Origin of the sequence: Collinsella sp. LCP19S3_D5, assembly GCF_052121415.1 — a bacterium.
Lineage (GTDB): Bacteria > Actinomycetota > Coriobacteriia > Coriobacteriales > Coriobacteriaceae > Collinsella.
The window spans coordinates 1-23,157 of sequence record NZ_JBQKEH010000021.1; the positions used below are offsets into that span (position 1 = coordinate 1).

Annotated in this window: 19 protein-coding genes and 1 tRNA gene; 3 read left to right on the plus strand and 17 right to left on the minus strand. The window is 59.4% G+C overall.

From position 1 onward, the window contains the following. Positions 1 to 405 precede the first annotated feature (405 nt). From rplT to recJ, 9 genes are all read right to left on the minus strand, one after another. On the minus strand, positions 406 to 765 hold the full coding sequence (rplT, locus tag ACTQXO_RS08170) for a 50S ribosomal protein L20 (RefSeq protein WP_006234421.1): 360 nt from the start codon (positions 763 to 765) through the stop codon (positions 406 to 408). Between the two features lie 46 nt (positions 766 to 811). Next, positions 812 to 1,003 carry a 50S ribosomal protein L35 gene (rpmI, locus tag ACTQXO_RS08175; RefSeq protein ID WP_006234422.1) on the minus strand — a complete coding sequence of 64 codons (192 nt, stop codon included), beginning with the start codon at positions 1,001 to 1,003 and terminating at the stop codon, positions 812 to 814. 32 nt (positions 1,004 to 1,035) lie between these two features. Continuing rightward, complete coding sequence (gene infC, locus ACTQXO_RS08180; RefSeq protein ID WP_441545603.1) at positions 1,036 to 1,605, minus strand: translation initiation factor IF-3; 570 nt, start codon at positions 1,603 to 1,605, stop codon at positions 1,036 to 1,038. Positions 1,606 to 1,853: 248 nt separating this feature from the next. Next, positions 1,854 to 1,940 (minus strand) — tRNA-Leu (locus tag ACTQXO_RS08185). A 39-nt stretch (positions 1,941 to 1,979) separates the two neighbouring features. Continuing rightward, positions 1,980 to 3,413, minus strand: coding sequence for a transglutaminase-like domain-containing protein (locus ACTQXO_RS08190; protein WP_154517214.1), 1,434 nt, complete (start codon positions 3,411 to 3,413; stop codon positions 1,980 to 1,982). A 253-nt stretch (positions 3,414 to 3,666) separates the two neighbouring features. Continuing rightward, positions 3,667 to 4,533 carry a class II fructose-1,6-bisphosphate aldolase gene (fba, locus tag ACTQXO_RS08195; protein ID WP_154517212.1) on the minus strand — a complete coding sequence of 289 codons (867 nt, stop codon included), beginning with the start codon at positions 4,531 to 4,533 and terminating at the stop codon, positions 3,667 to 3,669. 194 nt (positions 4,534 to 4,727) lie between these two features. After that, positions 4,728 to 5,411, minus strand: coding sequence for an MBL fold metallo-hydrolase (locus ACTQXO_RS08200; protein ID WP_427796208.1), 684 nt, complete (start codon positions 5,409 to 5,411; stop codon positions 4,728 to 4,730). A gap of 86 nt (positions 5,412 to 5,497) precedes the next feature. Then, positions 5,498 to 7,858, minus strand: coding sequence for a RelA/SpoT family protein (locus ACTQXO_RS08205; protein ID WP_441033371.1), 2,361 nt, complete (start codon positions 7,856 to 7,858; stop codon positions 5,498 to 5,500). 14 nt (positions 7,859 to 7,872) lie between these two features. Then, positions 7,873 to 11,160 carry a single-stranded-DNA-specific exonuclease RecJ gene (recJ, locus tag ACTQXO_RS08210; protein ID WP_441033374.1) on the minus strand — a complete coding sequence of 1,096 codons (3,288 nt, stop codon included), beginning with the start codon at positions 11,158 to 11,160 and terminating at the stop codon, positions 7,873 to 7,875. 275 nt (positions 11,161 to 11,435) lie between these two features. Between recJ and ACTQXO_RS08215 the strand changes: the two genes are divergently transcribed. Continuing rightward, positions 11,436 to 12,434: a bile acid:sodium symporter family protein gene (locus ACTQXO_RS08215; protein WP_427794445.1), complete on the plus strand. Its 999-nt coding sequence runs from the start codon at positions 11,436 to 11,438 to the stop codon at positions 12,432 to 12,434. A 30-nt stretch (positions 12,435 to 12,464) separates the two neighbouring features. Here the strand turns inward: ACTQXO_RS08215 and ACTQXO_RS08220 are convergent, their stop codons facing one another. The 8 genes from ACTQXO_RS08220 to ACTQXO_RS08255 all read right to left on the minus strand — a co-directional run bounded on the left by ACTQXO_RS08220 (position 12,465) and on the right by ACTQXO_RS08255 (position 20,365). Further along, positions 12,465 to 13,262, minus strand: coding sequence for a DUF4931 domain-containing protein (locus ACTQXO_RS08220; RefSeq protein ID WP_441033377.1), 798 nt, complete (start codon positions 13,260 to 13,262; stop codon positions 12,465 to 12,467). Between the two features lie 3 nt (positions 13,263 to 13,265). Next, on the minus strand, positions 13,266 to 13,943 hold the full coding sequence (locus ACTQXO_RS08225) for a copper homeostasis protein CutC (protein WP_427719718.1): 678 nt from the start codon (positions 13,941 to 13,943) through the stop codon (positions 13,266 to 13,268). A 124-nt stretch (positions 13,944 to 14,067) separates the two neighbouring features. Next, positions 14,068 to 14,781, minus strand: coding sequence for an ABC transporter ATP-binding protein (locus ACTQXO_RS08230; protein ID WP_229770701.1), 714 nt, complete (start codon positions 14,779 to 14,781; stop codon positions 14,068 to 14,070). Further along, the gene (locus tag ACTQXO_RS08235) at positions 14,782 to 15,642 is read right to left on the minus strand and encodes an ABC transporter ATP-binding protein (protein WP_427719717.1); all 861 of its coding nucleotides are present in this window, start codon (positions 15,640 to 15,642) and stop codon (positions 14,782 to 14,784) included. It lies immediately after the preceding gene. Next, positions 15,632 to 16,711 carry a branched-chain amino acid ABC transporter permease gene (locus ACTQXO_RS08240; protein WP_427795359.1) on the minus strand — a complete coding sequence of 360 codons (1,080 nt, stop codon included), beginning with the start codon at positions 16,709 to 16,711 and terminating at the stop codon, positions 15,632 to 15,634. The genes ACTQXO_RS08235 and ACTQXO_RS08240 overlap by 11 nt, the downstream gene beginning before the upstream one ends. A 9-nt stretch (positions 16,712 to 16,720) precedes the next feature. Beyond that, on the minus strand, positions 16,721 to 17,602 hold the full coding sequence (locus ACTQXO_RS08245; RefSeq protein WP_441033384.1) for a branched-chain amino acid ABC transporter permease: 882 nt from the start codon (positions 17,600 to 17,602) through the stop codon (positions 16,721 to 16,723). Positions 17,603 to 17,741: 139 nt separating this feature from the next. Further along, complete coding sequence (locus ACTQXO_RS08250) at positions 17,742 to 18,929, minus strand: ABC transporter substrate-binding protein (RefSeq protein WP_427719715.1); 1,188 nt, start codon at positions 18,927 to 18,929, stop codon at positions 17,742 to 17,744. Between the two features lie 269 nt (positions 18,930 to 19,198). Next, entirely contained in the window at positions 19,199 to 20,365 is a 1,167-nt protein-coding gene (locus tag ACTQXO_RS08255) for an ABC transporter substrate-binding protein (protein WP_441033387.1), read from the minus strand. Positions 20,366 to 20,616: 251 nt separating this feature from the next. On the opposite strand from ACTQXO_RS08255, the gene ACTQXO_RS08260 reads away from it, so the two are divergent. Both ACTQXO_RS08260 and ACTQXO_RS08265 read left to right on the plus strand, forming a co-directional pair. Next, a complete protein-coding gene (locus ACTQXO_RS08260; RefSeq protein WP_441033390.1) occupies positions 20,617 to 21,960 on the plus strand; it encodes a homoserine dehydrogenase in 1,344 nt (447 codons plus the stop codon). A gap of 214 nt (positions 21,961 to 22,174) precedes the next feature. Continuing rightward, positions 22,175 to 22,924: an SDR family NAD(P)-dependent oxidoreductase gene (locus tag ACTQXO_RS08265; protein WP_441033393.1), complete on the plus strand. Its 750-nt coding sequence runs from the start codon at positions 22,175 to 22,177 to the stop codon at positions 22,922 to 22,924. Positions 22,925 to 23,157: the final 233 nt, after the last annotated feature.

Genomic DNA, 23,157 nt, shown 5'->3' on the forward strand with positions numbered 1-23,157 from the left:
AAGTCAGACCATTTCAAATGGTTCGATGTCTGCCCGGATGCGACACATCTGGTGTGTCCATCCTCGCAGTATCCGGTTCTCAAGGTGCACGCCTGCGCGTCTCATCCGGTCCGACCGGGCCGCGCGGCAAGGAGATATATTGCCAGACCGCGAAGCGATGTGGGACGTCAATTCCACTCTTCACAAGTCCTACACAATATATCGCTTCCTATATAAGTAATAGAAAGGCTGGTGCAGAAATACTGCACGTATCAGATGATGACCCTTCGGTTAAGAGATATATAAAGATCGGTCACCTGTAAGTGTCTATCTACCCGCGCTTTTGCTATATAAACCAGCGCCTTAGATAAAAAGAGGGAGCGCCGCGCACAGCGCGACACTCCCCTAGCGATTCAAGAGAATCAATTAGGCCTCGAGAGCCTTCTTGGCGATGGTAGCCAGCTCGTTGAAAGACTCGATGTCCTCGTAAGCCATCTGAGCCAGGACCTTGCGGTCGAGCTCGATACCGGCGACCTTCAGGCCGTGCATGAACTGAGAGTAAGAGATGTCGTTCAGGCGAGCAGCAGCGTTGATACGGGTGATCCAGAGAGAGCGAATCTCGCGCTTCTTATTGCGGCGGTCACGGTACTGATACTGCAGAGAGTGCTGGACCTGCTCTTTAGCATGCTTGTAAGTACGCGAAGCGGCACCGTAGTAACCCTTCGCACGGTGCATAACGGTACGGCGCTTCTTCTTGGCGGCAACAGCGCGCTTAATACGTGCCATGTTCTATCAACTCCTAGACGGTTAAACGAAAAACGGGAACGCTAACTTAGGCGAGACGCGACTTGATGACCTTGCGGTCGGCAGCGGCGATCTCGGTCTCCTGACGGAAGCCACGCTTACGCTTGGTGGACTTCTTGCTCAGGATGTGGCTCTTGAAAGCCTTGGCGCGCATAAGCTTGCCGGTACCAGTCTTGCGGAAACGCTTCTTGGTGCCGCTGTGGGACTTCATCTTAGGCATGAAATACTCCTTAATCGGTTACAGAACACTAGTTACTTAGTATCACTTGCCGCTTTATCCTCATCAAAGGCGCCCTTAATTGGGGCGAGCAGCATAAGCATGTTACGGCCTTCCATCTTAGGCTTGGACTCGACCGTAGCGTAAGGCTTAAGATCCTCGGCGAGACGCTCGAGAACGTTAAGACCCTGCTCCGGGTGAGCCATCTCACGGCCGCGGAACATGATGGTGATCTTAACGCGTGCGCCCTTCTTGAGGAAACGCAGAACGTGGCCCTTCTTGGTCTCGTAGTCGCCAACGTCGATCTTGGGTCGGAACTTCATTTCCTTAACCTCGACCTTGGACTGGTTCTTACGAGCAGCCTTGACCTTCATGGCCTGCTGGTACTTGAACTTACCGTAGTCCATGACCTTGCAGACCGGCGGCTCCGCGTTGGGAGCGATCTCGACAAGGTCGAGACCCTGATCGTCGGCGACGCGCTGGGCATCGCGGATGGCGAACAGGCCGAGCTGAGAGCCATCGACGCCAATCAAACGGCACGAAGATGCAGTGATCTCGTCGTTGATGCGGGTGTCATCAGACTTAGCTATTTTCCCTACCTCCATTCATAAAAAAATAACCCGGCGCTTTTTTGCAACCAGGTCGTACACATAGACATCCTCGATATGAGGAAGAGAATCTAAGTTGTATGACCAGTCAGCTGCTCATTGGCGCCAAAAGGTGGGAACCCTCGGGTTCCTCTTTAGGGCATTGCGGAAACAACGCCTTGGCGATAATAACACGTACCGCTCGTTATCACATTACGTACACGAAAAAGGGGGCCTTAACCCCCTTGAACGCTCTTTTGCATGTATGGTGCCCGAGGCGAGACTCGAACTCGCACGTTGTTGCCAACGGTGGATTTTGAGTCCACTGCGTCTGCCAATTCCGCCACTCGGGCACGTGTTGCGTGAGTTAGTTTATCACAGCTTTCCGTAGATTAGTCCGAAAATGGAACTTCGAGCATTTCGATGAGTTCGACCGTGCGGAGCATCTCGCGCTGGCGGCATCCGCGACCGTCGACCGAGGCCTCGCCCATCTGGTTATCGTAGGGGTCCTCACGCATACCGTCAAAGACGGGTTCAAACTCTGCCTGGAACCGACAGTTTGCCACCATGCGCCATGGATCGAGGTTGCCAAAGTAGTGGCGGCGGCGCCATTCCTCCCCCATCCTGCGTGCCGAGGATCCAAACGAGACATCGGCGTTAAGCCAACCCGTCTGCGGTGTATAGAACTCCGCCCAGTCATGCGAGCCCACCGAGTCGGGCGCAACGTACAGGCCGCTCTGCCAACGTGCGGGCACGCCGGCGATGCGGCACATGGTGATAAACGTGAGCGCCATAACACCGCAATCACCGCGAAGCGAATGCGCGCAGTCATCGGCGATAGAGCCCAGAAGCAGATACGGTGGCTGGTATCGATAGTCGATATGATGCGTCAAATAATCATAGATAGCCCGAGCGCGGTCGAGCTGATCCTCGAGACCATCGATAACATGTTCGGTCAGCTGCTGCAGATACGGCGTGAATGCAATATGCGGTCGGTCCTCGGAAATATCCTTGGGCAGCGGCGCGTCCATACACGGATGCGCCGGAAGCGCTCCCCCGTAGATATCGCAATAAGCGGCATCAATCAGATAACGATAGGTCACTGAGAACGATCGATCAGCCGAGGAAACCCACGAGGCGGTACGCGCCAAAGCGTTCGCGGGAGCAAGGACCCCCTCCGGCGTCATATCGAGAATCTCGATATGAGACTGCTGGCGGCAGGCTGCGGCAACGGGAAGCCACGCGCGAACGGCCTCCCCCTCCAGAGCACCGGGAACAGACACGGATGCTTTAAGCGTAATGGCACGCGACAGCCCGCCCTGTGATTCCATCTTCTTAAGCATCTGGTTGCGCAGCGCAGTTCCATCCGTAGAATCGGGACGCAGGCCCGGAACCTCCTTGGGATACACACGCAAAGAATCAAGGAAGTTGTCGAGAACGAACAGTTCACCATCGATAAAGCGCCAGTCGATGCGCTTGCGATCGATCAGGTCGTCAAACTGATCTTCGGTAAACTCCGGCCACTCCTCGCGGATCATCGCAATAGCCTGATCGCGCGACACCGAAAAATGAAACGACGTCTCGATCATGCGATACCGCTCGGCACGAACGCAAGCTGCCAACGAGGGATCAGGGCTCTGTTCCAAAAGACGGTCGCAAGCCGCAACAGCCTGCGCCAGGTACCCGGCGTCCTTGAGACGAAGGATCTCAGGTGGCAATCCAATGTCGAGATGACGAAAATCATCGCAACAAACATCAACAGAGCAACCAACGGGGCCCTCGGCAACAACCTTTCCATCGGCAGGCAAAACATTAACGACAGCCATAACCACTCCCACGCAGAACGACAACCCGAGACCATTGTACCGACATAAAAAGAAAGCCCCAACAAGGGAGCCATCAACACCGCTGAACGGTAGTCAAATAAATAATTCAGCCCAGTAACCCCGTAGCGAGTTAACGAAGGAGGCCCCGTTTCCCCGGAGCTGATTCCATCGCGCGACTTCTGGCGAAGCCAGGTGAGCGCGAGGGAAACAGCGTAGGGGAAACGGGGCCTCCGGCGGGAAGTTAAACCGCTACTTACGCCTTGTTGACGGAGCCAAACTCCTCCATGAGCTCCTTGGTGCGGGCAACGATGGCCTCGCGACCGGGCTTCAGGAGCTTGCGGGGGTCATAGCCCTTGCCCTGCTGATCCTTGCCAGCCTCAACGTACTCACGCGTGGCGGCAGCGAAGACAAGCTGCAGGTCGGTGTTGACGTTGATCTTGGAGATGCCCAGGGAGATGGCCTTCTTGATCTGATCCTCGGGGATGCCGGTACCACCGTGCAGAACGAGGGGCAGGTCGCCGGTCTGAGCCTTGATCTCGCTCAGACGCTCGAAGGAAAGACCGGCCCAGTCGGCGGGATACACGCCGTGGATGTTGCCGATGCCGCAGGCGAGGAAGTCGACGCCCAGGTCAGCAATCTGCTTGCACTCAGCGGGGTCAGCGAGCTCGCCGTTGGAGGTCACGCCGTCCTCGGTGCCGCCGATGCCGCCGACCTCGGCCTCGATGGACATGCCCTTGGAATGGGCAAGCTCAACGAGCTCCTTGGTGCGATCGAGGTTAAGCTGGAAGGTTTCCTCGTGAGAGCCGTCATACATGATGGACGTGAAGCCGGCCTCGATGCACTTGAAGCAGTCCTCGTAAGAACCGTGATCGAGGTGAAGGGCGACGGGAACGGTAACACCCGTGGCCTCGACGGCAGCCTTGACCATGTCGGCGCAGACCTTGAAACCGCCCATCCACTTAGCGGCACCAGCGGTGCACTGAAGGATCAGCGGAGACTTGGCCTCCTCGGCGGCCTGGAGAATAGCCAGAGTCCACTCGAGGTTGTTGGTGTTGAAGGCACCGAGAGCATACTTGCCGGCCTCGGCCTTCTTGAGCATGTCTGCTGCGTTGACGAGCATAAAAGAAACCTCCTGTAAGGTTGCTCCGATAACGCATGAGATTTTACCACGGCGTACCCGAGCATAAACGTTCGTTTGTTCACGAATATCGTCCAAACAGACTTTTTTTGACCGTTTGCCCTACGGAATCGGCCCGTTGGGGAAAATATCTTGACGTTTGGACACTTCTCGTGCTTAAGCAGCTGACTACAAAGCTACATCTGCATGAAAGGGTTCTGCATGAGCTCGCGCGCCATAGTGGTCGAATCACCATGCCCCGTTAAACAAACGGTATCGGCTGGAAGCAGCTGGGCGAGCTTGGAGAGCGAGCGCAGAATCGCCGCCTCGTCTCCACCGGCGAGATCGGTGCGGCCGTGGCTGCCCGGGAACAGGGTGTCGCCAACAAAGGCGATGCTTCCCTGCTCGGTGGCGGCGAACAAGACAATGCCACCCGGTGTGTGACCGGGCGTCTCGATCACCTGCAGGCAGATATCACCCAATTCAATCGTATCGCCCTCAGCAAGCAATCGCGTCGGCTCGCCCGGATCGGGCGTATCGATGCCCCACATCGCTCGCTGCTCCTCGATATTCTCACGAGATACCAACACGTCCTTCGCACCTAACTCATATAGGAAACCCTTACCGACGGCGGCTCGCGCTCCGGCAACGCCACCTACGTGATCGGCATGGCCATGGGTGCAGACAGCGCCTAGCACGTGCGCGTCAGGATGCTTGGTATAGATATGTTCCACAAGACGCTCACCTTCCCAGGCCGGATCGATAATCAGGCATTCGCCGCTCGAGATTACGGCGTAACTGTTGGTCTGAATGGGGCCGTTTACAAGCGCCTCAATCGAAGCCGTACCCCGAGGGGTTAAGTCCAAAGCTGCAGTGACCATGAGCACGTCCTCCTTCTACAAGCGTCGAGGCATCAAACGATGCCTCGAACGTAGCCAATATCATTACCGTTGTGCGTTCGTCACGCCTATACGCGACGCTTAAGCTGAGCCCCACCCTCGCCAGGCATCAGACGGCGTGCGTCATAGACCGAGTCGACACTGCTGATGGATGCCAGCAGCGGATCCAGACCGCTCGCGTCCGAAATCTCGACCATAAAGCGCAGGGTCGCAATGCCCTCGCGGTTGGTCGAGGTAGCGGCGGAAAGGATATTTCCGCCTGCATCGCCAATGGCGATGGTGACATCCTTGAGCAAGCCCATACGATCCAAGCACTCGACCACGATCTCGACCTGGAAAAGCGTATCGGCAGCACCATCCCACTCCACGTCAATCATGCGCTCGGGGTGTTCCATGAGACCCTTGACGTTGGGGCAGTTGGCACGATGCACCGAGACGCCTCGACCGCGCGTGATAAAGCCCACGATGTCGTCGCCCGTCACCGGATTGCAGCAATGCGCCAGACGAACCAGCAGGCCGCTGTTGCTCTCGCCCTTGACGATAATGCCGTTACTTGCGCTCTTGCCACGCTTTTGCGGTTTGCGGTTGGAACCGCGGGCAGGCTGCTTGACGACCTCAGCGATGGCTTCGGCCTTGGTGAGCTGCTCCTCGGGCTTGGGATCCAAGATTTGCTCGACCTTATTGCCCACAGCGCGCGGGGCGACCTTGCCCGCGCCAACGGCTGCGAACAAGTCCTCGAGTTGCTTGAAGTTAAACTGCTCCGCCACGGCATTGAGTGCACGCGTGGATCGCGGCGTAGAGATGCCGTACCCGCGCTTGCGCAGGTCCTTGGCCATCATATCGCGACCGGCAGCAGCGTCATCGTCTTTGGTCGCAGCGGCGAAGTAACGGCGAATCTTTGACTTGGCCGAAGGCGTCTTGACGATCTTGAGCCAATCGCGCGACGGCTTGGAGCTCTTGTTAGTCAGGATCTCGACACGGTCACCCGTCTTGATTTCGTGCGTGAGCGGAGCCACCGCACCGTTGATTTTGGCGCCGACGCAGTGGTTGCCGACCTCGGTATGAACAGCGTAGGCAAAGTCGAGCGGTGTAGAGCCCGCACGAAGCGCCATGACCTCACCCTTGGGCGTAAAGACAAAAATCTCCTGGTCAAACAGGTCGACCTTCAGTGAGTGCAGATATTCTTTGGCATCGGTAATCTCGTCAGAGGCTGCCCAATCGAGCGAGTGCTTGAGCCAGTTAATCTGATCGTCCAGACGCTGTGCGTCGTTGGTCTTGGAGGCAGACGATCCGCCCGATTTCTTATATAGCCAGTGGGCGGCGATGCCGTACTCGGCCTGCTCGTGCATCTCGTAGGTTCGAATCTGAATCTCGAGCGGACGGGCCGTGGGGCCGATAACCGTCGTATGGAGCGATTGGTAGTTATTGACCTTGGGCATGGCGATATAGTCTTTAAAACGACCGGGCATGGGATGCCACAAAGTATGCACGGCACCAAGCGTGGAATAGCAATCGCGCACCGAATGGGTGATGACGCGCAGCGCCACCAGATCATAAATCTCGGAGAACTCCTTGCCCTTGCGCTTCATCTTTTGATAGATGGACCAATAGTGCTTGGAACGACCGTTGATCTGAAAACCCTCAAGGCCAATGCGGTCGAGCTCATCGGTAAGCGTCTTGATAGTCTCGGCCAGAAAGCGTTCGCGAACCTCGCGTGACTCTGCCACCATGCGGGCGATGCGCTGGTAAGCGTCGGGTTCAAGGTAGAAGAAGGACAGATCCTCGAGTTCCCACTTGATAGAACTCATGCCCAGGCGGTCGGCCAGGGGCGCATACACATCCATGGTCTCGCGCGCCTTAAACAGGCGGCGGTCCTCGCGCAGGGCGGCAAGCGTGCGCATATTATGCAGGCGGTCGGCTAGTTTGACGATGATGACGCGAATGTCCTTGGACATGGCGAGGAACATCTTGCGCAGCGTAAGCGCCTGCTTTTCGTCCATGTTGTCGACTTCGATGTTGGTGAGCTTGGTCACGCCGTCGACGAGCTCTGCCACGGTTTCGCCAAACAGACCCGAAACATCGGCAAGCGAGGTATCGGTATCCTCGACGGTATCGTGCAGCAATGCAGCGCACACCACATCGCAGTCCATCTTAAGGTCGGCCAAAATGATAGCCACCTCGACGGGATGGTTAATGTACATCTCACCCGAGCGCCGCTTTTGGTTGCAGTGCTTCTCGGCAGCAAAGCAGTAGGCCTGCTCCACCTTGGAGAAGTCATCCTCACTCATATATTTAAGGCACAGGCGCTCCAGCTTGTCGTAGCTGTCCGCCATAATCTCGGGCGGCAGATCATCGGCATGCGTATAGTGCTCCATCTCCGAAAAGGGCTGGAGGGCGGAATCATGGGCGGTACGGGCTGCGGCATCCATCGAGGTCCCCTTCCCTAGGCCCGCGGTACGATCGGGCGGTTAATTTTGGTAAGCATATCAGAAGCGCACGAATCGAGTGCCCAACTCCGGAAAGCCGAGAACTCCATGCGCGAGCGCAAGCCCTCCAAATAGCGGATCGACCTGCTCAACTGCACGCGCCCGGGGTTTTCGGTCATCGCGATGCGACGGGTATCGTCAAACCCCGAAACGTGACAGAAACCGAGCTCTTCGAAGATTCCCAAGCCGCTTGCCACCGAACGCTCATCGACCGGCGTGCGCGCGTCGATTGCAAGGCACATCTGCGCAATGTCGATATCGCTTGCGCAGAATGAATCGTCCCCCGTCTTGCCACGATTGGAGCGCCACATGGTCTGCAGCGCTCGATAGAGCGTGACAAGCTCATCGCGCTCGGGCGCGTAACAATCGAGCAGGCGCTCATTAATACGAGCGTCACGAGACGAATAGAGCAGGTGAATCACGGCAGGCTGCCCATCGCGGCCGGCACGGCCACTCATCTGGTTAAACTCAATCGCGCCAAACGGCATGTGGTAGAGCACGACATGGCGGATATCGGGCAGGTTGACGCCCTCACCGAAGGCCGAGGTTGAAACGATGCAGCTCAGGCTGCCATCTCGAAACGCCTCCTCGACGCGTCGGCGATCGGAACGCGCAAGCCCGGCGTTATAGAACGCGATATGGGTCGCGCAGTCGGGCACACGTTTGCGCAACGTCTTGGCAAGCGCCACGGACTGGTCGCGCGAGTTCACGTAGATGACGGTCTTCTCCCCCGTCGCAACGATTGAAACCAGGCGATTTTCACGGCTCGCAAGGTCACGATCATCCTCGAGTTGTAGGTTCTCGCGAACGGTCTCGTCGACCACCGTGCTGGTAATCGGCAATACGCGAGCAAGCTCTGCCACAACTGGAGCCGTCGCGGTAGCCGTTGCCGCCATGACAACGGGGTCGCCCAGGGCTTTAAGAATATCGGGCATATCGAGGTATGCACTCCGGTCACCACCCTTAGCAAGACCGGCATGGTGCGCCTCATCGATAACAACGAAGCCAATACGTCCAGAACGCGCAAATCGATCGCGGTGGATAGACAAGAACTCGGGCGTCGTGAGAACGATACCGGTGCGACCCGAAGCAAGGCCGGCGAACACGTCATCGCGTACGGCCTCCACGGTCTCGCCAGTCAGCACGCCGACACCAATGCCGAGCGCGGCCATCGTCGAGGAAAGGTGATAGGCCTGATCGGCAACGAGCGAACGCAAAGGATAGACAAAAATGCTCGCACGCCCGCGAAGAACCGCCTCGCGCGCGGCATGCACATGGAAAATCAGAGACTTGCCACGCCCCGTCCCCATAACGGCCAAAACGCTCTGATGGTCGGCAAGCGCGTCGAGTGCCTCGACCTGCGCGCGATGCGGCTGGTTCGAGCCGATAAAGCTATGGATAAGCGAGCGCGTGAGCTCGGTATAAGAAAGCTGGGCGAGCGTCTCGCGTTTACGCGACTCCAGGCGCAGGCCAGAATCCGCCGGTTGCACGCCGCGGCGAAGCTCACATGCCGGATCGTCGATATTGGGCGCCGCGGTATCGCGCACCAAGACATCTTTGATCATGAGCTTGGGCTTCACACGTCCCTGCCAATGCTCGGCCACGGCCTCGAACACCAAGTCGACGGCGCTGTCGCAATTGATGAGCCTATCGATCTGCGGCACGCGGAACATGATGGCCGGCACACTCGCGGCACCATCGGTCGCCACAAAGCGCATGTGCTCGCCGGTTTTGCCCACCACGGCGCGATCGCACATCGTCACGCCCTCGGCGGCCAGAAGCGGCACCTTATTGCCCTGGCCAAACGGCTCAAGACGGGAAATTTGCTCGATGGTCTCGATATTTAGCTCGGAGAGATCAACGGTGGCGGCAACCTCGTCAGTGTCCTCAAAGTCCTCGGCGGGAAGCTCCGATAGCACGGCCGAAAGGCGACGGCGGAACTCATCGAGCTTGGATGCCTCGATGGTCACACCCACCGCACCGGCATGCCCGCCGCGACGAATCAGCAGGTCGGAGCAACGCTCGACGGCGTCGAACAGGTTGATCTTGCCCACCGAGCGGCCCGATCCGCGCGCAACGCCATCCTCGATCGAGAAGAGCAGCGCCGGCACGTGATAGCGATTGGTCAAGCGGCTCGCCACGATGCCCTTGACGCCCTCGTGCCAGCCCTCGCCGCCCACGACGATTGCGCGCCCGCCGTCATAAGTCTCCTCGACCTTCGCCATGGCATCGCGCGTAAGCTCGGCCTCGATCTCGCGGCGTTGGCGATTGATTTCCTCGAGCTCGGCGGCAAGCGCGCTCGCTTCGATGGGGTCGCGGGCAAGCAGCAGGTCGAGCGCCAGCTTGGGATCAGCCATGCGGCCGGCAGCATTCAGACGGGGGATGAGCGAAAACGACAGGCCGTCGGCCGTAATGGTAGAAAGGTCGGCCTTGGCAAGTGCGGCAAGCGCGATATAGCCGGGACGGGCCGTCACGCGCATCTGCTGGATGCCCTCGGCGACCAGTGCGCGATTCTCGGGCGTAAGCGGCATCATGTCGGACACGGTGCCCAGCGCCGCGACCTCTATCAGCGAACGCCAATACGACGGCTTGCCCAAACGCTCGCCCAGGACCTGCACCAGCTTGAGTGCCACGCCGGCACCGGCAAGCTCGCGCGAGGGACCCTTGTCCTCGAGCTTGGGGTCGGTCAGGGGCACGCCCTGCGGCACCTGGTCGGACGGCTCGTGATGGTCCGTGACCACCAAATCGATCCCCAGGCTCTCCAGATAGGAGGCCTCTTCCTTGGCGGCAATGCCGTTATCGACGGTCACGATCAGCTGGGGTCGAGCGAGCTCGTTAACGCGGTCGAGCGCCGCGCGCGACAGGCCGTAGCCCTCGTCAAAACGATGCGGAATAAACGGCGTGACGTTGGCGCCAAACGAACGCAGCGCCTCGGTCAACAGACAAGTCGACGTAATGCCGTCGACGTCAAAATCGCCAAAGACGGCGATGCGCTCGTGGCTGCGAATAGCACGCTCAACGCGGTCGACGACGACCGCCATACCCGGAATAACGAGCGGGTCCGCCCAGTCGCGATCGAGCGAAGGCGTCAAAAAAAGCTGGCCTTCCTCGATGGATGTAATGCCGTGCGCAACCATAATGCGCGCCACCAGCCCGGGTATGCCCAGGCCAGACGAAAGCTCCTTTTCGAGCTCGGGGTTTTGCTGAGCGACCGCCCAGCGATGCGTTGTCTTAAGCGATGACATAGGCGCCCACCCCCGATAGGGGCAGGTCGCCGCGATACCTCTCACGGTTCATAGCGATGAGTCCTCTGTGTATGCCCGCTTCGGCAGGCAGATCTGTTGAACGGATTTATTATACCGTGCGGCGCGGACGCACAACGTCCAGCACGCCGTGGTTTCGCTAAACGAGGGCAGTAATAGCCTCGAAATAATCGGGCGTTTCAGCCACACGGACGCATGCGAGCGTCTAGCATATCCATTCAAAACGGATTCACGAGCAAAGGGAGTCACAAGCGCATATGAAGCAATGGGTTGGACTGGGTAAGTTCCTCGCGGGGCATATGCAGATCATCGTTCCGATTTGCGTGACGCTCGGCGTGCTCTTTCCCCAGCAGATCGGCGTGCTCAAGCCCATCGTCCCCACCCTGTTTGCCTTTATGACGTTCCAAGGTGCCCTCAGCAACACCTTCCATCAGGTAGCCGAAGTATTCCGCCGTCCGCTGCACCTGATTTTGGCGCTGCTGGTCTCGGCGGTGCTTATTCCCATAACAGCCTATGCCATGGGGTCGCTGTTCTTTGGCTCCAACCCCAACCTAGTCTGCGGTATCGTGCTCGAGTACAGCGTACCTGTGGCAGTCACTGCCTTTATGTGGATTAGCATGTTCGGCGGCAACGGCCCGCTCGCGCTCACCATCATCCTGACGTCCTCGGTTATCTCACCCGTTACGATTCCGCTCACGCTTAAGCTCTTGCTGGGCGCCACCGTCTCGATCGACGTGCCGGGCATGATGCAGAACATGGCCTTCATGATCGCTATCCCCGCCCTGCTCGGCATCGTGATTAACGAACTCACGCGCGGATGGGGACACGAGAAGCTCTCCCCCGCGCTCTCGCCCGCCTGCAAGTTCATGATGATGGGTGTTATCGCGTCGAACTCCACCGCCATGAGCGAGTACGTGCTGCACATGAACGCGGTGCGCTTGGAAGTCGCCCTCTTTATTTTGATCTTCGCCATTAGCGGCTTTGTCGTCGGTATTCTGGTAGCCCGCGCACTGCATCTGCCGTATAGCGAAACGACTACCATGTGCTTTACCTGCGGCATGCGCAACATCTCTTCGGGCGCCGTCATCGCCACGCAATACTTTCCGGGCGAAGTCGTATTTCCCGTCATGTGCGGAACGCTGTTTCAGCAGGTACTTGCCTCGCTTATCGGGCATCTCTTTGAGCGTCTAACCGGCGAGGAGCGCGCTGCTCAGCGCAAGCGCGTCGAGGCCGGCCGCGACGCCATGGCACGCTAGGCTATCCGCATTACGCGGGTGTTAGTCTTGCTATACGAGCGTTTCCAGCTGCGCGCGCAGGCGCTCAGCATCGATATCGAGCGTCGTCTCGGCATTGACCTGGGCCAAACGATAGCCGACAAAGTAGGGCGAAACCACCCAACGCGGCAGCGCCTTGGCAATGGTCCGACCGCCCAGGTGATAGAAGAACAAGTTGTACGACTCTGCACGGCCACCGTGGTGCTCGTTTAGGATATAACGCAGAGCTACCTGGATCGCATCGGCGAAGAGATCCGCCTCGGCTTGGTCCCGCGTGTCATCGCTGGCGGCGATTCCCCGCGGAGCTGAAACGTTGACCTCAAAGAACCCCATAATCGGTTCGGTTGAGATGTTGACCGCAATTCTCCCCTGTTGCCAGACATTGATGCCTTCGAAATTGGCGGAAGTCAGCGAAGCATAGCCATCTTCCTGCTCCAAACCCACAATCTGCATGTGCGGATGAACGAGACTACCGCCCGAGAGCGGACCCTTGTTCTTGTACATGGGCACGCTTCGATACTGCCGTGAATCGATCATCTGCTGCCAGCAACCCAGGGCAAACCGCATCACATGATGCAGCTCGTCCGGCGCATAGGTCACCAGGTCTGCGTCGTGGTCGGCCGACTCGATCAGCACGGTTTGACGGGTGGCGCGCAGGGTCTTGAACTTATTCTCGAGCCAGATACAGTCACCGTCGCGCCGGATGATATTGGCGAGTTCCTCGGTATCGCAAAAGGGGCACGCGGTGCCAGGGCGCCGGTTGTCGTCGGGCTTCCCGCTCGCCTGCTGAACGTCAAATACCAGGGGCACGGGTTATACCTCCAGCGGCACGATCTTGGTGCCATGGAGCTCGGAGACGCCCAGTGCCGCAGCCACGGTATCGCGGTTGGCTGCGGAAATGCCGCCGCCGGGAAGGATGGTCAGGCGATCGTCCGCGTAGTCGATAAGGTGCGACAGATGCTCCAGGTTGTCCTCAATCGGCGTGCCGGCGGCACCGCCATGCGTCAGGATGCGCGTTATGCCGCAGTCGGCGAGCGTGTCAATCGCGTCGAGCTGAGCCTCGGGCGAGAGCTGGTCAAACGCCATGTGAAAGGTGATGTCGATGGGCTCGCGCTTGCACTCCTCGGTCGCGCAGCCCGCAGCCATCACAAGGGCGCCCAACGCAAGTTCATCGAGCGCCCATCCGCCGGCACAAGGCTTGCAGCAACCAAAGACCAAGCCATCGACGCCGGCGCTTACGGCAAGGCCCAAGTCCATCTCCATCATGCGCAGCTCGTCCTGGTTGTAGTGAAAGTCGCCGCCACGCGGACGGATCATGCACATCACCCGTGCATCGTGCTCGCGAGCATAGCTGGTCGTAGCGCTGATAACGCCGGCCGAGGGCGTGGTGCCACCAACCGCAAGGTTGTCGCACAGCTCAATGCGTCCCGCACCGGCCGCAATGGCCGCCGGCACCCGCTCAAAGTTCTCGGCACAAAACTCGTACAGCATAGATAGACCCCCCAGATGACACTTCTATTTCCACACGGCATTGTCGCACTTTAAATACCAAGCCAACGGATCATTTCGAAAGGGGCGCTGACCGAGTTGGTCAGCGCCCCTATTACTGGATGGATTAACCACCAAGATAAGCTTTGCGGACGTTGTCGTCGTGCAGCAGCTCTTGGCCGGTGCCGGTCATGGTGATCTTGCCGGTCTCGAGCACGTAGCCGCGTGTGGCGATGGAAAGCGCCATCTGCGCGTTCTGCTCGACCAGGAGCACCGTGGTGCCGGCCTTGTGCAAATCCTCGACAATCTGGAAGATCTGCTCGATCAGGATCGGCGCCAGACCCATGGAGGGTTCGTCGAGCATGAGCAGCTTGGGGTTACTCATAAGGGCACGACCCATAACGAGCATCTGCTGCTCGCCGCCCGAAAGGGTGCCGGCCACCTGGCGACGGCGTTCCTTCAGGCGCGGGAACTGCTCGTAAACACGTTCGAGGCCCGGGGCAACCGTGGACTTGGGCTGTGTATAGGCACCCATCTCCAGGTTCTCCTCGACCGTCATCTGCAAAAAGGCACGACGCCCCTCGGGTACCTGAGACAGGCCCTTGCCAACCAGCTTGTCGGCGGGCGTATGGATAATGTCCTCGCCCATAAACTTGATGGAGCCGGTCTTGGAGCGCAGCAGGCCCGAGACAGTCTTGAGCGTCGTGGACTTGCCGGCGCCGTTCGCGCCAATCAGGGCCACGATCTCGCCCTCGTTAACGTTAAAGGAGATGTCCTTAATGGCGTGGATGGCGCCGTACCAGACGTTGATGTTGTAGACGGAAAGCATCGGCTCTGCCATTTAGTTCTCCCCCTTATCCTGCTTGCCCAGATAAGCCTCAATAACGGCTTCGTTGTTCTGGATTTCCTCGGCCGTGCCCTTGGCGATGACCTTGCCAAAGTTAAGCACGCAGATACCCTCGCAAATATTCATGACGAGCGACATGTCGTGCTCGATGAGCATGATGGCAATGCCAAAGGTGTCGCGAATCTTGACGATGTTCGCCATGAGCTCCGCAGTCTCGGACGGGTTCATGCCGGCGGCAGGCTCGTCGAGCAGTAGTAGCTTGGGATTGGTGGCAAGCGCGCGGACGATCTCCAAACGACGCTGAGCGCCGTAAGGTAGCGAGCCGGCCTGCTCGTTTGCCAGATGTTCCATATCAAAGATAGACAGAAGCTCCATGGCGCGCTCATGGGCGGCCTTCTCGTGCTTCCAATACGTCGGCAGGCGCAGCACGCCCTCAAAGCCGGAGTAGCGCTCCTGGTTGTGCAGGCCGACCTTTACGTTGTCCTCCACCGTCATGGTGTTGAACAGGCGGATGTTTTGGAAGGTACGAGCGATACCCATGCGGTTGACCTGGTAGACGGACTTGCCCGAGGTGTCCTCACCGTCGAGCAGGATGGTGCCGTGCGTGGGCTGGTACACCTTGGTGAGCAGGTTGAAGACCGTGGTCTTGCCGGCTCCGTTGGGGCCGATGAGACCGGCGATCTCGGTCTTACCGATGGTCAGGCTAAAGTCGTCGACCGCCTTAAGGCCGCCGAACTCAATGCCCAGGTGGATGCACTCGAGCGCCGGGCGCTCGCCCAGGTCGCGGTCGGGAACGATGGCGCCAGAAGGATACGGGACCATCTTGCCCTTGTTGAACTCAAACTTACTGGGCATCGGCTGCCACCTCCTTCTTGGAAGCAAAGCGGTCCTTAATGCGCGCGAAGAACGCCTTGAGCTGCGGGTTGTTAGTAAAGACCATGACCAGAATCAACACGATGGCGTAGATGAGCATGCGGTAGTCCGAGAACTGACGGAGCAGCTCGGGGAGCACCGTGAGCAGCGCCGCCGCGATGACGGAACCGCGCATGTTGCCCAGACCGCCCAGGACCACGAACACAAGAATGAGAATCGACGTGTTGAAGTCGAACTTAGTGGCGGAGAGCTGCGAGAAGTTACCGCCGAAGAGGGCTCCGGCAGCACCGGCGAGAGCGGCGGAAACCACGAAGGCGATCATGCGGTACTGGGTGACGGAGATACCCACGGACTCGGCAGCGATCTTGTTATCGCGCACGGCCATGATGGCACGACCGGTGCGGCTGCGGACCAAGTTGAGCACAATCACGAGCGCAACCATAACCAGGATGGCGCCAGCAAGGAACGTCGAGTAGGTCGAAACACCAGATGCGCCCTGGGCACCCTTGATGATAGCGGTGCCGTCTTCGAGCAGGTGTAGGTCGTCGATCGTGGAATTGCCCGTGATGTTAAAGATCACGTGCAGGCCGCGGGAATCGACGCCCACAATGAGGCAGGTAACGATCTCTTTGATAATCTCGCCAAAGGCCAACGTTACGATGGCCAGGTAGTCACCGCTCAGGCGAAGAACCGGAATACCGATCAGGAAGCCCAGAATGGCAGCGGCGATAGCGCCGACCACAATGCTGATGATCAGACGCACCGGGTCAGACGGAACGGCGCTCTCCAGCGCGACGGCGGTGACGATTCCCGTATAGGCGCCGACGCTCATAAAACCCGCGTGGCCCAGCGACAAGTCGCCCGCGATGCCGACGACGAGGTTGAGCGAGATGGCCATGACGATATAGGCCGTGATGGGAACCAGCTGACCGACAATCATGCGCGGAATCATGTGGTTAGACTGCATAAAGAACACGATGGCGAACGCCACAACGCACATGGCGTACGTGACAAAGTCGTGACGCGTCTGCTTGTCTGTAAGAAACTTCATAACGCTCACCTACACCTTCTCGGGTACGTACTTGCCCAAGAGGCCGGCAGGCTTGACGAGCAGGACGATGATCAAAACGCCAAAGACGATGGAGTTGGCAAGGCTCGTGGAAATGTAAGCCTGCGCCATCGCCTCGATGATGCCGATGAGAATGCCGCCGACAAAGGCACCGGGGATGGAGCCGATACCGCCGAAAACGGCAGCGTCGAAGGCCTTGATGCCAGGCATGGCGCCCGTGGTGGGCTGCAGAACCGGCGAGTAGGAGCACAGGAGCACACCGGCGATGGCGGCAAGGGCGGAGCCGATGGCGAACGTCATCGAGATGGTGCGGTTGACGTTGATGCCCATGAGCTGAGCGGCGGCCTTGTCCTCGGACACGGCGCGCATGGCCTTGCCCATCTTGGTCTTACCTGTAAAGATCATCAGACCGGCCATGATAACCAGGCAGGCGACGATGGTGACGAGCGAGACGGCACTTACGTTGAGCTTGGCCAAGAACTCCGGCACCGGGAAGGTGACGAGCGAAGTGAAGTTCTTGGGCGTGGCGCCCCACAGAAGCTGCGCGGCATTCTGCAGGAAGTAGGACACACCGATGGCCGTGATCAGAACGGCCAGCGGGCCTGCTTGGCGCAGCGGCCTATAGGCCAGACCCTCAATGAGAACACCGAGGACCGTGCAGACCACACAAGAGAGAACTACAGATGCCCAGCCCGGGAGGCCGAGATACGACGTGGCGCAGAACGAGACATAGGCACCGACCATGATGACATCGCCGTGAGCGAAGTTGAGCATCTTGGCGATACCGTAGACCATGGTGTAGCCCAACGCGATGATGGCGTAGACGCTGCCCATGGACAGGCCGTTGACCAGGTATTGGATAAAGACCGTCATGTTCCACATCCCCCTTTCGAATAGGTTTCCAGTTGATGTATGAAACAGGGACGTTACGTTGTCCCCAGATACCAAGCAAGCAGGGAAGGCGAAAACCTCCCCTGCTTGGGATCAAAACCGCTCTATGTAAGGCGGCCTATTAGGCCAGTACGTACTTGCCGTCGGTGATGACATACGCCGTAGGATCTTTCTGGACCTGGCCCTTGTCGTTCCAGGAGAGCTTGCCGGTCAGACCGTCAACGGTAATCTTGAGCATAGCCTTGGGCAGCTTCTCGGCGACCTCGGTCGGGTCCGCGTCGACACCAAGACCGGCCTCCTTGAGGGCCTCGGCCACCGCGTGCACGCCGTCGTAGGCATCGGCGGCAAACTGGTCGGGGGTATCGCCGTACTTATCCTTGTAAGCGTTGACGAAGTCGGCGTTCTTCTCGTCGTCGGCGGAGAACGGGGTCATGAGCAGCAGACCCTCGGCAAGAGAGGTGTCGAAGCCCTCGACGCCCAGGATGCCGTCCATGCCGTCGCAGCCCATCATCTTGACGTCGTAGCCCATGTCCTTGGCGTTCTTGAGCAGGACGGACGCCGGCGTGTAGTAGATCGGCGCAAAGATCATGGTGGCGCCGGCCTGCTTGGCCTTGGTCAGCTGGTTGGTAAAGCTCGTAGCGGAGTCGTCCTTAAAGGTCTCCTCGTCAACAATCTCGAGCTTAGACTCAGCGGCCTGGGCCTTAAAGGAATCTGCGATGCCCGAAGAATAAGCGTCGCCGGAGTTATAGAACAGCACGAACTTCTCGTCCGCATACTTCTCTGCCAGGAACTTGGCAGCGTTGACGCCCTGGTTGGGGTCGGTAAAGCAAACCTGGAAGACGCAATCCTTTCCGTCGGTGACGTCCTCGGAGGACGCGGACGGGGTGATCATGAATGTCTTGGGGTCGTTACTGCACTCTGCGGCAACGGCAACCGACGCACCCGTGGTGGTCGGGCCGACGAGGGCCTGCATGCCCCAGTCGAGCAGGTTATTAAAGGCGTTGACGGCCTTCTCGCCGTCGGCCTGGTCGTCCTCGGCCTTGCTGGCAAGCGGCAGCTCCTTGGTGGAGAAGTCCTTGCAGCCAAGCTCGACGCCCTGGGTAACGGACTTGCCGTAAGACGCGGCGGCACCGGTCAGCGGGCCAATGGTGCCGATCTTAAACGAAGCGTCGCTCGAAGCGGAACCGCTGTCGCCGCCGTTGGAGGAGCAGCCAGCTAGAATGGACATCGCCCCCAGACCTGCTGCGCTCGCGATAACGCTCCTGCGATTCATAACAGGGTTCAATGACTTACCGGTGAGGCTCGACATGCGGCTCTCCTCTCAAATCTCGTCGGGTTTCGGTTACCCGACAGGCCATCCTCCGCCGTCTTCGGCGTTCGCAAAATAGTAGACGCTTTAGTTGAGAAAAGTGGCGATTATTTCAACTTTTCTTTTGCCTTGTCCATTTATCCATAATTATGCGTATTTCTGTCGGTTTATACAGTTTAGAGATTTTATTGTGTGAAAGTAATGTTTCCGTTTTGTTACAAGCTTTCCTGCCCTGAATAACATGTCTCCACCGGTCTCGTTATATGCACTTAGGCGGCGATGTACTTGCCGTCCTGAATCACATAGGCCGTAGCGGGCTTCTCGACTTGGCCCTCGTCGTTCCACGTGAGCTCGCCTGTCAGGCCCTCAATCCTGATCTTGCGCATAGCCTTGGCAAGGTCGCCGGCAATGTCGGCGCCGTCGACCGTAATGTCGATGTCCGCCTCATCGATTGCCTCGACAATCGCGTGGATGCAGTCATAAGCATCGGCGGCAAACTGGTTGGGCGTCTCGTTGTAGGCGTCCTTATATGCCTTGACGAAGTCGGCGTTCTTCTCATCGTCGGCAGAGAACGGGGTCATGAGCAGCACGCCCTCGGCAAGAGAGGTGTCGAAGCCCTCAACGGAGAGCAGGCCGTCCATGCCGTCGGTGCCCATGAGGGTCATGTCGTAGCCCATGTCCTTGGCGTTCTTGAGCAGGACGGACGCCGGCGTGTAATAGATCGGGGCAAAGATAAGCGTGGCGCCGGCCTCCTTGGCCTTGGTGAGCTGGTTGGTAAAGCTCGTGGAAGAGTCGTCCTTAAAGGTCTCGGTATCGACGATATCGAGCTTGGACGCCTTGGCCTGCTCGGCAAAAGCGTCGGCAACGCCCGAGCTATACGTATCGCCGGAGTTGTAGAACAGGGCGATCTTGGCGTCTGCATACTTCTCGGCCAAGAACTTCGCGGCGCTGGCGCCCATGGTGGGATCGGTGAAGCAAACCTGAAAGACCGTGGTCTTATCCTTGGTGACGTCGAGCGACGAGGCCGAAGGCGTGACCATGAGCATATCGTCGGCAATCTCGCCCGAGACGGCGACGGCGGCACCAGTCGTGACGGGGCCGACGAGCGCCTGCATGCCCCAGTCGCACAAGGTATTGAAGGCGTTGATGGCCTTCTCGCCGTCGGCGACGTCATCCTCGGACTTAAGCGAGAGTTTGAGATCCTTGGTCGAGAAATCCTTGGCGGCGAGCTTGGCACCTTTCTCGGCCGAAACGCCATAGGTTGCCGCGGCGCCGGTCAGAGGGCCGATGACACCGATCTTGAAGGTCTTACCGTCATCGGCGGAGCCGCCGTCCGAGCCACCCGACGAGCAACCAGCGAGTGCGGCAGCGCTGCCGAGCGCCGCAGCGCCGGCGAGAAAGTTCCTACGGCTGAGCGTGCTGTTGATGTTGAACATGGTGTCCCCTTTTTTTCGCTGGCCGCGGTGCGGCCGTCTTGCGGTACGGGGCAAACCTTATGGCGCAAACGTTGACAGTTTGTTACGGAAGTTCGTTTGTAGCGAGCATGTTTCCAATGTTTCCGCAGCGTTTCGGGGGTGCCGTTTTGTGCGACTCCTGTTGACTGGCGAGCACGCGCCCTCGGTTCACGCTAGAATGCACTCAACATTACTTGATCAATCAATCTATAAGATGCACGAAGGAGCTATCTATGAGCGAACCCCTGCGCACCGTGAACGTCGGTCTGATCGGTCTGGGAACCGTCGGCGGCGGCGTGGCCCGTCTGATCAAGAGCCACCACGATGAGTACCTGGCCGCCTACGGCATCGACCTTAAGCTGACCCGCGCCTGCGCGCTTGCCTGGGAGCAGGCCGAGGCGGCAGGCATTGAGCGCGAGGCCTTTACGAGCGACTGGCATGACGTCGTTACCGACCCCGCCGTCGATATCGTCGTCGAGCTGATCGGCGGCGAGCATCCCGCGACCGAGATCTTCACCACCGCCTTTGAGCACGGCAAGCACGTCGTCTCTGCCAACAAGGCCCTGCTGGGCCGTCACGTCGAGACGCTTGCCGAGAAGGCGCGCGCGTGCGGCGTGCAGATTAAGTGCGAGGCCAGCTGCGGCGGCGGCATCCCCATCGTGAGCACGCTCGAGCACGACCTGGTGGGCAACAAGATCCTGACCATCGCCGGCATCCTCAACGGTACCACCAACTATATCCTGTCGCGCATGGACGCCGAGGGCGTCGATTACGCCGACGTGCTTGCCGACGCGCAGGCCAAGGGCTATGCCGAGGCCGACCCGTCCGCCGACGTCGACGGCTTCGACGCCGCCAGCAAGACGGCGATCCTCGCCTCCATCGGCTTTGGCACCCGCGTGACCACCGATGATGTGTACCAGCAGGGCATCCGTACCATCGACGCCGAGGACATCGCCCAGGCCCGCGAGCTCGGCTACACCATTAAGCTGCTCGGCATCGCCCGCAACACCGACGCCGGCGTCGACGTCCGCGTGCATCCCACGCTGATTCCCGCCGACCACATGCTTGCCAAGGTCAACGGCGCCATGAACGCTGTCTACGTGGTAGGCGACGCCGTGGGCGAGACCATGTTCTACGGTGCCGGCGCAGGCTCCTTCCCCACCGCGAGCGCCGTCGTGGGCGATATCCTGTCGCTCTCCGAGCAGATCAGCCGCGGCGTGGCTCCGCTGCCCGAGATTGAGCCCTATGGCCACAACCTCGCCTTTAAGCCCATGGACGAACTCCAGACCAAGTACTATGTGCGCCTGAAGGTCGCCGACCGCGTGGGTGCCCTGTCCGAGACGGTCGATATCTTTGCCAAGCACAACATCTCGATCTCGCTCATCAACCAGGTCGAGGACGGCAAGTCGGGCGTCAGCGATGCCTGCTCGGTCATCTTCCTGACGCACCGCGCGCTCGAGAAGGACGTCCAGGCTGCCGCGGCCGAGCTTGCCAGCGTCGACTGCGTGGCCGAGGTCGCCAACGTCCTGCGCATCGAGGACGTCGAGGCCTGGACCGAAGGCGTCATGGCCAACTAACCCAACGCTCGCCTAGCAATACGCGCTTTGAGGGCTCCCGTCCGATGTGGGACGGGAGCCCTTTTGCCTCCTGCCCTAAGCACAACGGCAGAGCACATTTGCGCGAGCCGCTCATCGGTAACGCGCGCTACCGTTCACCGATATGCAAACGCGGTCGATTCCGGCTACCGCTACGCTGTGCTGAGAGTGTCCGCCCGCGATGAGAGGAAGCACTATGTTGCTCGAGGGCAAGAAAGCAATCGTCACCGGAGGCACGCGCGGTATCGGCTATGCCATCGCCTGCCGTTTTATCGAAGAGGGTGCCGCCGTCACCGTCTTTGGCTCGCGCCAGGAGACTGCCGACGCGGCCGTTGAGAAGCTGGCGGCCGCCTATCCCGACGCCAAGGTCTGGGGCCGCTCCTGCGACCTCACCTCACTCGAGGCCGTGACCGAGGCTTTTACCCAGGCTGCAACCGACATGGGCGGCTTGGACACGGTCGTCAACAACGCCGGCATCTCCCAGCGCTCGCCGCTTTTGGACTACACGGCCGAGGAGTTCGCCAAAGTCATGGACCTTAACGTCGTCGCTGTCTTTAACGGTCACCAGGCGGCCGCCAAGATTATGACCGAGGCCGGCCACGGCGGCACCATCACCACCACGAGCTCGATGGTCGCCAAGTACGGTCAGCCCTCCGGCGTCGGTTACCCCACGTCCAAGTTTGCCGTCAACGGCATGGTCCAGTCGCTCTCGCGCGAGCTCGCCCCCATGGGCATTCGCGTCAATGCCGTCGCACCCGGCGTAACCAAAACCGATATGGTCGCCAACCTGCCCGAAGAGGTCATCAAGCCCATCATCGCCACCATTCCGCTGGGTCGCATGGGCGAGCCCGAGGATGTCGCCAACGCCTTTGTTTTCCTGGCGAGCGACATGTCCTCCTACGTCACGGGCGCCGTGCTCCCCGTCGACGGAGCCGCCCGCTCCTAAAGGTCGCAAGCCACGACTTCGAACCTCAACGAGGCCCAACGCAAAAGGCGCGCTGCCTGCATCAACCGCAGGCAGCGCGCCTTGTTCTGTTTGAAAGGGAAACTGCGTCCCGGTATTTCAGCGGGACTGCGGACAAAAAGTTGGACCGTTGAGGTCCGGAACGGAGTCCGCATGGCATACAGTAGGAGAATGGTGGAGAGGGCCAGGGCGCTTCGCGGCGCCGGGCTCACCGT

What these genes read in the sequence shown, in the direction of transcription:
- rplT (WP_006234421.1), bottom strand. Translation starts at nt 765, where the DNA reads ATGGCACGTATTAAGCGCGCTGTTGCCGCCAAGAAGAAGCGCCGTACC.
- rpmI (WP_006234422.1), bottom strand. Translation starts at nt 1,003, where the DNA reads ATGCCTAAGATGAAGTCCCACAGCGGCACCAAGAAGCGTTTCCGCAAG.
- infC (WP_441545603.1), bottom strand. Translation starts at nt 1,605, where the DNA reads ATGGAGGTAGGGAAAATAGCTAAGTCTGATGACACCCGCATCAACGAC.
- ACTQXO_RS08190 (WP_154517214.1), bottom strand. Translation starts at nt 3,413, where the DNA reads ATGGCTGTCGTTAATGTTTTGCCTGCCGATGGAAAGGTTGTTGCCGAG.
- fba (WP_154517212.1), bottom strand. Translation starts at nt 4,533, where the DNA reads ATGCTCGTCAACGCAGCAGACATGCTCAAGAAGGCCGAGGCCGGCAAG.
- ACTQXO_RS08200 (WP_427796208.1), bottom strand. Translation starts at nt 5,411, where the DNA reads ATGGTCACTGCAGCTTTGGACTTAACCCCTCGGGGTACGGCTTCGATT.
- ACTQXO_RS08205 (WP_441033371.1), bottom strand. Translation starts at nt 7,858, where the DNA reads ATGGATGCCGCAGCCCGTACCGCCCATGATTCCGCCCTCCAGCCCTTT.
- recJ (WP_441033374.1), bottom strand. Translation starts at nt 11,160, where the DNA reads ATGTCATCGCTTAAGACAACGCATCGCTGGGCGGTCGCTCAGCAAAAC.
- ACTQXO_RS08215 (WP_427794445.1), top strand. Translation starts at nt 11,436, where the DNA reads ATGAAGCAATGGGTTGGACTGGGTAAGTTCCTCGCGGGGCATATGCAG.
- ACTQXO_RS08225 (WP_427719718.1), bottom strand. Translation starts at nt 13,943, where the DNA reads ATGCTGTACGAGTTTTGTGCCGAGAACTTTGAGCGGGTGCCGGCGGCC.
- ACTQXO_RS08230 (WP_229770701.1), bottom strand. Translation starts at nt 14,781, where the DNA reads ATGGCAGAGCCGATGCTTTCCGTCTACAACATCAACGTCTGGTACGGC.
- ACTQXO_RS08235 (WP_427719717.1), bottom strand. Translation starts at nt 15,642, where the DNA reads ATGCCCAGTAAGTTTGAGTTCAACAAGGGCAAGATGGTCCCGTATCCT.
- ACTQXO_RS08240 (WP_427795359.1), bottom strand. Translation starts at nt 16,711, where the DNA reads ATGAAGTTTCTTACAGACAAGCAGACGCGTCACGACTTTGTCACGTAC.
- ACTQXO_RS08245 (WP_441033384.1), bottom strand. Translation starts at nt 17,602, where the DNA reads ATGACGGTCTTTATCCAATACCTGGTCAACGGCCTGTCCATGGGCAGC.
- ACTQXO_RS08250 (WP_427719715.1), bottom strand. Translation starts at nt 18,929, where the DNA reads ATGTCGAGCCTCACCGGTAAGTCATTGAACCCTGTTATGAATCGCAGG.
- ACTQXO_RS08255 (WP_441033387.1), bottom strand. Translation starts at nt 20,365, where the DNA reads ATGTTCAACATCAACAGCACGCTCAGCCGTAGGAACTTTCTCGCCGGC.
- ACTQXO_RS08260 (WP_441033390.1), top strand. Translation starts at nt 20,617, where the DNA reads ATGAGCGAACCCCTGCGCACCGTGAACGTCGGTCTGATCGGTCTGGGA.
- ACTQXO_RS08265 (WP_441033393.1), top strand. Translation starts at nt 22,175, where the DNA reads ATGTTGCTCGAGGGCAAGAAAGCAATCGTCACCGGAGGCACGCGCGGT.